8 protein-coding genes are annotated in these 7,166 nt (G+C 69.8%); 7 read left to right on the top strand and 1 reads right to left on the bottom strand.

What is annotated here, in order from left to right; genetic code table 11:
- Positions 1-373: uroporphyrinogen-III synthase (locus V6M46_RS15935; RefSeq protein ID WP_332666850.1), on the top strand; the 373-nt coding region annotated here is incomplete at its 5' end.
- Between the two features lie 8 nt (positions 374-381).
- Positions 382-1,359 carry a porphobilinogen synthase gene (gene hemB / locus V6M46_RS15930; protein ID WP_332666847.1) on the top strand — a complete coding sequence of 326 codons (978 nt, stop codon included), beginning with the start codon at positions 382-384 and terminating at the stop codon, positions 1,357-1,359.
- Between the two features lie 57 nt (positions 1,360-1,416).
- On the opposite strand, the gene V6M46_RS15925 is transcribed toward hemB, so the two are convergent.
- The gene (locus V6M46_RS15925; protein WP_332666845.1) at positions 1,417-2,541 is read right to left on the bottom strand and encodes a lytic transglycosylase domain-containing protein; all 1,125 of its coding nucleotides are present in this window, start codon (positions 2,539-2,541) and stop codon (positions 1,417-1,419) included.
- Positions 2,542-2,789: 248 nt separating this feature from the next.
- Here V6M46_RS15925 and hemL point away from each other — a divergent pair, with 248 nt between their 5' ends.
- The 5 genes from hemL to resB form a co-directional block, all read left to right on the top strand.
- Positions 2,790-4,115 carry a glutamate-1-semialdehyde 2,1-aminomutase gene (gene hemL, locus V6M46_RS15920; protein WP_442880538.1) on the top strand — a complete coding sequence of 442 codons (1,326 nt, stop codon included), beginning with the start codon at positions 2,790-2,792 and terminating at the stop codon, positions 4,113-4,115.
- Between the two features lie 14 nt (positions 4,116-4,129).
- The gene (locus V6M46_RS15915; protein ID WP_332666842.1) at positions 4,130-4,780 is read left to right on the top strand and encodes a histidine phosphatase family protein; all 651 of its coding nucleotides are present in this window, start codon (positions 4,130-4,132) and stop codon (positions 4,778-4,780) included.
- A gap of 10 nt (positions 4,781-4,790) precedes the next feature.
- Positions 4,791-5,375: a TlpA family protein disulfide reductase gene (locus V6M46_RS15910; protein ID WP_332666840.1), complete on the top strand. Its 585-nt coding sequence runs from the start codon at positions 4,791-4,793 to the stop codon at positions 5,373-5,375.
- On the top strand, positions 5,372-6,124 hold the full coding sequence (locus tag V6M46_RS15905) for a cytochrome c biogenesis CcdA family protein (protein WP_332666838.1): 753 nt from the start codon (positions 5,372-5,374) through the stop codon (positions 6,122-6,124). The genes V6M46_RS15910 and V6M46_RS15905 overlap by 4 nt, the downstream gene beginning before the upstream one ends.
- Positions 6,125-6,137: 13 nt before the next feature.
- Positions 6,138-7,166: cytochrome c biogenesis protein ResB (gene resB, locus V6M46_RS15900; protein WP_332666836.1), on the top strand; the 1,029-nt coding region annotated here is incomplete at its 3' end.

Here is a 7,166-nt window from a genome sequence, read left to right as displayed (position 1 = left end):
CTGGGAGGTCGACGACGTCACGGCCTACCGCACCGTCCGGGCGGCCCCGCCGCCAGCGCCGACGCGCGAGGCGATCAAGACCGGCAAGTTCGACGCGGTCATGTTCACCTCGTCGTCCACGGTGCGCAACCTCGTCGGCATCGCCGGCAAGCCGCACACGTCGACGATCATCGCGTGCATCGGCCCGGCGACTGCCAAGACCGCCGAGGAGCACGGCCTGCGGGTCGACGTCCTCGCCGAGTCCCCGTCGGTCGAGGTGCTGGCCGATGCGCTCGCGGAGTTCGGTGCGGCTCGTCGCCTCGCCTTCCTCGACGCGGGCGAGCCGGTCACCAAGCCCTCGCAGAAGCGTCCCTCGACGCGACGCAAGGCCTAGGAACACGCATGCCCTTTCCCGCTGACCGTCCTCGTCGCCTGCGCCAGTCGCCGGCGATGAGGCGGTTGGTGGCGGAGACGCACGTCCAGCCGTCCCAGCTGATCCTCCCGATGTTCATCGCGGAGGGCCTCAGCCAGCCCAGGCCGATCGCCAGCATGCCCGGCGTCGTGCAGCACAGCCGCGAGTCGGCCCGCAAGGCGTACGCCGAGGCAGCCGCCCTCGGGCTCGGCGGCGTCATGCTGTTCGGCGTACCCGAGCACAAGGACGCACAGGGATCCGGTGCGCTCGACCCCGACGGCATCCTCAACGTCGCACTGGCCGACGCCCGGGCCGAGGTCGGCGACGACCTGCTGGTGATGTCGGACCTGTGCCTCGACGAGTTCACCGACCACGGCCACTGCGGGGTCCTCGACGCCAAGGGCCGGGTCGACAACGACGCGACACTCGAGATCTATGCCCAGATGGGTGTCGTGCAGGCCGAGTCCGGGGCGCACGTCGTCGGTCCCAGCGGCATGATGGATGGTCAGGTCGGCGTCATCCGCGCGGCGCTCGATGCCGCAGGTCTCGACGACACCGTGATCCTGGCCTACGCCGCGAAGTACTCCTCCGCCTTCTACGGTCCGTTCCGTGAGGCCGTCGCGTCGTCGCTGCAGGGCGACCGCAAGACGTACCAGCAGGACCCGGCCAACGCCCGCGATGCGATTCGCGAGGTGCTCCTCGACATCGAAGAGGGCGCCGACATCGTCATGGTCAAGCCGGCGCTGTCCTACCTCGACGTGATCGCCGACGTACGCGCGACGGTCAGCGTGCCGGTCGCGGCCTACAACATCTCCGGCGAGATGGCGATGGTCGAGGCCGCCGCCGCGAATGGCTGGATCGACCGGGAGCGCACGATCGACGAGATCATCCTGTCGATCCGCCGGGCCGGCGCCGACATCGTGCTGACCTACTGGGCCGCCGAGCTCGCCACCCGCCTCACCCGCTGACGCTGACATGCAGAAGGGGCCCTCCACCGGAGGGCCCCTTCTGCGTATGTCGCTGAGTCAGCTGAGCAGCGAGGTGATGCAGTTCGTCAGCTTGACCAGGTCGAGGGCGGAGATGCCGCTGGCGATGCACTGGGTCTTGGCCTCGGCCCAGGTCAGGGTCGCCGAGCCGCCGCCGTCGGTGCCGCCCGAGGTGCCACCGTCGGTGCCCCCCGTGGTGCCGCCGAGATCGGTGACCAGGCCGTCGACCAGGCCGGTGACGCCGCCGCTCGTGGTGCCGTCGGTGCCGCCGGTGCCGCCACCAGTGCCTCCATCGGTCCCGCCGGTGCCGCCACCCGTGCTCGTGCCGCCACCCGTGCTGCCGCCGCCGGAGCTCGTGCCGCCGCTGCTGGCCTCCTCCTCAGCCGCCCTGGCCCGCTCGCGCTGCCTGGCGCTGAGGGTCTGGTCGTTGGAGGACGAGGTCAGCACCGAGGAGGTCGAGTAGCCGTTGGGCGACTGCGTGAAGTCGCCCTGCGCATAGCGGGCGGAGATCGCCAGGACCAGGTCGACGTAGGACGAGGAGTGGTTGTAGCGCATGACCGCAGCAGAGGCGCCGGAGTGCGTCGAGAGGTCGTCGGTGCCGGCGCACAGATAGATGCCGGCCGCGGTCGCGGAGTCGTCGATGTCCTGGGGGTTCTTCTTGCCGTCGTTGTCGGAGTCGACCGCGACGGACTTCCAGGTGCCGGGGATGAACTGCATGGGTCCGACCGCGCGGTCGTAGACCGGGTCGTTGTCGAGGGAGCCGGAGTCGGTGTCGGTGATCCGGGCGCGGCCGTCGTTGCCGTCAAGGGCGACGCCGTAGATGCCGGGCGTCGCGATGCCGTCGGCGTTGAGCGAGTTGCCGTTGGTGCGTCCGTGGTTGGACTCGACGCGGCCGATCGCGGCGACGAGGTTCCACGGGAGCTTGCAGGACTCGTCCGCCTTGCCCAGCAGGGTCTCGGCGCGGCGGTAGGCGTAGAGGGCGGACGACGGGATGCCGTTGGTCGACAGCGTCGACACGGTGCCGGCAAGACCGGCCTTCTCGTCGATGCCGGCGGGCGTCGGCTGGACGCTGGCGGGGTCCTCGAATGCCGTGGCGGGCACGGACGGGATGTCGGAACCGCTGCTGCCACCGGACGCCGTCGCGAGGCCCCCGCTGGTCACCATGGCGCCCCATGCTCCGACGAGAACCGCCATCGGAACGAGGGCGCTGGCCTTTTGCCAACGCGTGAGCTTGCGAGCTCCCATAAGAACGTGCCCTCCATGCTGTCGCGAGAAGTGCGACATAGCGTAAACCGATGTTACTGCCAGCCGGGACGCGCCGCAAAGCAGTGAACACCTTCACAACGAGGTTGACAGCCTGTTGGTTACGGTCGGTCGACTCCGCCGACGAGCTGAGAATCCCATTGAGGACAATGGAACACGTGACTTCCCACCCCGCTTCGCAAGGCTTGTTCGACCGTGCCCGCGCTGTCTCGCCGGGAGGCGTCAACTCCCCGGTGCGCGCCTTCCGGGCCGTCGGAGGGACCCCGATCTTCATGCGATCCGGATCCGGAGCCTGGCTGACGGACGTCGACGGCAACCGCTACGTCGACCTGGTCGGCTCGTGGGGTCCCATGCTCCTGGGCCACGCTCACCCCGAGGTCCTCTCCGCGGTGTCCGACGCGGTCGGCCGCGGTACGTCCTTCGGCACGCCCAGCGAGCCCGAGGTGCTGCTCGCCGAGGAGATCGTCGGGCGTACACCGGCAGACTCCGTGCGCCTCGTGTCATCGGGCACCGAGGCGACGATGTCGGCGATCCGGCTGGCCCGCGGGTTCACCGGGCGCGACAAGATCGTGAAGTTCGCCGGTTGCTACCACGGCCACGTCGACGCGCTGCTGGCCGAGGCCGGCTCGGGCGTCGTGACGCTGGGCCTGCCGGAGACGCCGGGCGTACCGGCACACGTCACGGCCGACACGATCGTGCTGCCCTTCAACGACCGCGCAGCCGTCGAGGCCGCGTTCGAGGCGTACGGCGACCAGATCGCCTGCCTCATCACCGAGGCGGCCGCCGGCAACATGGGCGTCGTCCCGCCCGAGCCGGGCTTCAACGGCTTCCTCGCCGAGACCTGCGCGCGCCACGGCGCGCTGTTCATCAGCGACGAGGTGATGACGGGGTTCCGGGTCACCCGCTCGGGACACTGGGGTGTCGACGGCGAGCCGGAGGGCTGGCGGCCCGACCTGCTGACGTTCGGCAAGGTCATGGGCGGTGGCTTCCCGGCCGCGGCGTTCGGTGGCCGCCGCGACGTCATGGAGCAGCTCGCGCCGGTCGGCCCGGTCTACCAGGCCGGCACGCTGTCGGGCAATCCGATCGCGACGACCGCGGGCCTCACGACGCTGCGGCTGGCCGACGCCGAGGCGTACGCCCGGCTCGACGACGCCTCGGCCCAGCTCCAGGGTCTCGTCGCCGATGCGCTCGATGCCGCCGGTGTCACGTACGCGCTGCAGAACGCCGGCAACATGTTCAGCGTCTTCTGGGGCGTCGACAAGCCCGTGACCGACTTCGCCGGCGCGCAGGCGCAGGAGGCCTGGCGCTACCGGCCGTTCTTCCACGCGATGCTCGACGCCGGCGTCTACCTCCCGCCGAGCGCGTACGAGTGCTGGTTCGTCTCGGCGGCGCACGACTCGGAGGCACTCTCTAGAATTGCCGAGGCGCTGCCGGCCGCGGCGCGCGCCGCAGCCCTTGCGACATCCGACAGCTGACAAGGACGACGACCATGACGACTCGAACCACCGTGCACCTGATGAGGCACGGCGAGGTCCACAACCCGATGGGCGTCCTCTATGGCCGCATCGCGGGCTACAACCTCTCCGAGCTCGGGCACGAGATGGCCGCCAAGGTCGCCGACTCGCTCAAGGGCAACGACATCACCCACCTCGTGGCGTCGCCGCTGGAGCGCGCGCAGCAGACCGCCGGGCCGCTCTCGGAGATCCTCAAGCTCGACATCGTGACGGACGAACGGGTCATCGAGGCCGGCAACAAGTTCGAGGGCAAGACGTTCGGCGTCGGCGACGGTGCGCTGCGCCGGCCGCAGAACTGGTGGCACCTGCGCAACCCGTTGAAGCCGTCATGGGGCGAGCCCTACAAGGAGATCGCGGCCCGCATGCGCGCCGCGATCAACGACGCCCGCGAGGCCGCTCGGGGCCATGAGGCCGTCATCGTCTCGCACCAGCTGCCGGTCTGGACGGCCCGCCGGTCGTACGAGAAGGCGCGCTTCGCCCACGACCCGCGCAAGCGCCAGTGCTCGCTCGCGAGCCTCACGACGCTGACGTTCGACGACGACCACTTCGTGGGCCTGACCTACAGCGAGCCGGCCGGCGACCTGATCCCGGACGCGCTGCGCAACAAGTTCGTCGGCGGCGCCTAACGTGCATTTCTTGAGCCGCACTCTCCGCGTCACGGTGGCGATCGGGGCGCTGGCCCTTGTCGCCGCGTGCAGTGGTGGCGGCAGGGACCGGACGACTGACGGATACGTCGGCGCCGACGGCAAGAACGACCTCATCACGCTGGTTCCGGCTGCCGACCGCAAGCCGGCCCCGAAGCTCGCGGGTGAGGGACTCGACGGCAAGCCGCTGTCGACCGCGGACTTCGCCGGCAAGACCATCGTCATCAACCTGTGGGGTCCGTGGTGCCCGCCGTGCCGTGCCGAGGCGCCGGTGCTCAAGGAGATCTCGGAGGAGTACGCCGACAAGGACGTGCAGTTCATCGGCATGCTCACGCGTACGCCGGATCCGTCATCGGCGATCGCGTTCAACCGCAAGAAGGGCATCAGCTATCCCAGCTTCGCCGACGAGGGCGGCAGCCTCGAGCTCGAGTTCGTCGACAGCCTGCCGACCCAGGCGATCCCGACGACGTGGGTCATCGACTCCGAGGGGCGGGTCGCAGCCCGCATCATGGACCCCAAGCTGCGCGCCTCGACGCTGGCCGGCGTGATCGACGACGTGCAGAAGAGCACGTCGTGACGGACTGGTTCCAGGACACGATCTACTCCGGCAACCTGCTCCTCGCGGTTCCCGTTGCGATCCTCGCCGGGCTGGTGTCGTTCTTCTCGCCGTGCGTCCTGCCGCTGCTGCCGGGCTACCTGTCGTACGTCTCGGGCGTCGCCGCGCAGGACCTCGAGTCGGCCCGCCGCGGCCGCCTGCTCGCGGGGTCGTTGCTGTTCGTCCTCGGCTTCAGCTCGGTGTTCGTGCTCGGCGGTGCACTGTTCGGGTCGGTCGGGCTCGAGCTGGAGAAGTACCAGCGTGAGCTCTCGATCGTCACCGGCATCATGGTGATCGCCCTGGGTCTGGTCTTCATCGGCTTCATCCCGTTCATGCAGCGCGAGACCCGCGTGCACGCCGTCCCGACCGTGGGCCTGGCGATCGCGCCGCTGCTCGGGGTGTTCTTCGGGCTCGGCTGGACGCCGTGCATCGGCCCGACGCTGGCTGCGGTGCTGGGGCTCTCGTTCGCGACCGACGACGCCTCGGCGGCGCGTGGCGCGTTCCTCGCCCTGACGTACTGCCTGGGCCTCGGCATCCCGTTCGTGCTGGCGGCCCTCGGCTTCGGCAAGTTCATGCGCGCGGTGTCGTGGTTCAGGCGCAACCAGCGCCTGGTCTCGATCGTCGGAGGCGTGCTGCTGATCGCCGTCGGCGTCATGCTGCTGACCGGCTGGTGGGCCGACCTCGTGGGCGAGATGCAGACGTGGGTCAGCGGATTCGAGACGCCGGTATGAGTGAGGCGGTGGCATGAGCAGCAATGCCGTCAGCGCGCTGGGCCGCCGGGAGTTCACCCGATGGTTCTGGCGCCAGCTGACCTCGATGCGTACGGCGCTGTTCCTCCTGCTGCTGCTGGCGATCGCCGCGGTCCCGGGATCGCTCGTGCCGCAGCGCGGGGTCGATGCCCGGGCGGTCGAGGCGTACTTCATCGACCACCCCAAGAGCGCACCGGTGCTGGACAACCTGGGCTTCTTCAGCGTCTACACGTCGCCGTGGTTCAGCGCGATCTACCTGCTGCTGATGATCTCGCTGATCGGCTGCATCATCCCGCGGTCGTTCGTCTACCTCCGGGCGTTGCGCGCGCGGCCGCCCAAGGCCCCCCGCAACTTCTCGCGCCTGCCGGCCTCTGCGACGTTCGAGACGTCCGCGTCGGTCGACGAGGTCGTCGCCGCCGGCCGCAGGGCCCTGGGACGGGCCCGGGTCGATGTGGTGGACGGTGAGGTCAGCGCCGAACGCGGTTACCTGCGCGAAGCCGGCAACCTGGTCTTCCACATCAGCGTCGTCGTGGTGCTGATCGGCGTGGCGGTCGGCACGCTGTTCGGCTATCGCGGCTCGGCGATCGTGACGGAGGGCCAGGGCTTCTCCAACTCGCTGACGCAGTACGACGAGTTCGGGTCCGGATCGCTGTTCGACGCCGACCAGATGCCGCCGTTCTCCCTCAAGCTGGACACGTTCACCGCCAAGTTCCAGCCGCTGGGCAGCCAGCAGGCCGGTGCTCCGAGGCTGTTCCGCGCCGAGGGGACCTACACGTCGAAGCCGGGGGCCGGCGAGCGTACGTTCGACATCACGGTCAACCACCCGCTCGAGATCGACGGCACCTCGGTGTTCCTCGTCGGCCAGGGGTATGCGCCGGTGCTCAAGGTCACCGACGCCGGTGGTGACGTCGTGTTCAACGAGGCCGTGCCGTTCCTGCCGGCCGACGCCACGTACACGTCGAACGGCGTCGTCAAGGTCACCGACTCCGAGCCGGAGCAGCTGGGCTTCCAGGGCTTCTTCCTG

Origin of the sequence: Aeromicrobium sp., from assembly GCF_036676885.1 — a bacterium.
Taxonomy (GTDB): Bacteria; Actinomycetota; Actinomycetes; order Propionibacteriales; family Nocardioidaceae; genus Aeromicrobium.
The sequence above is the reverse complement of the archived record's forward strand: the minus strand, read 5'-3'. Positions and strand labels throughout refer to the sequence as shown.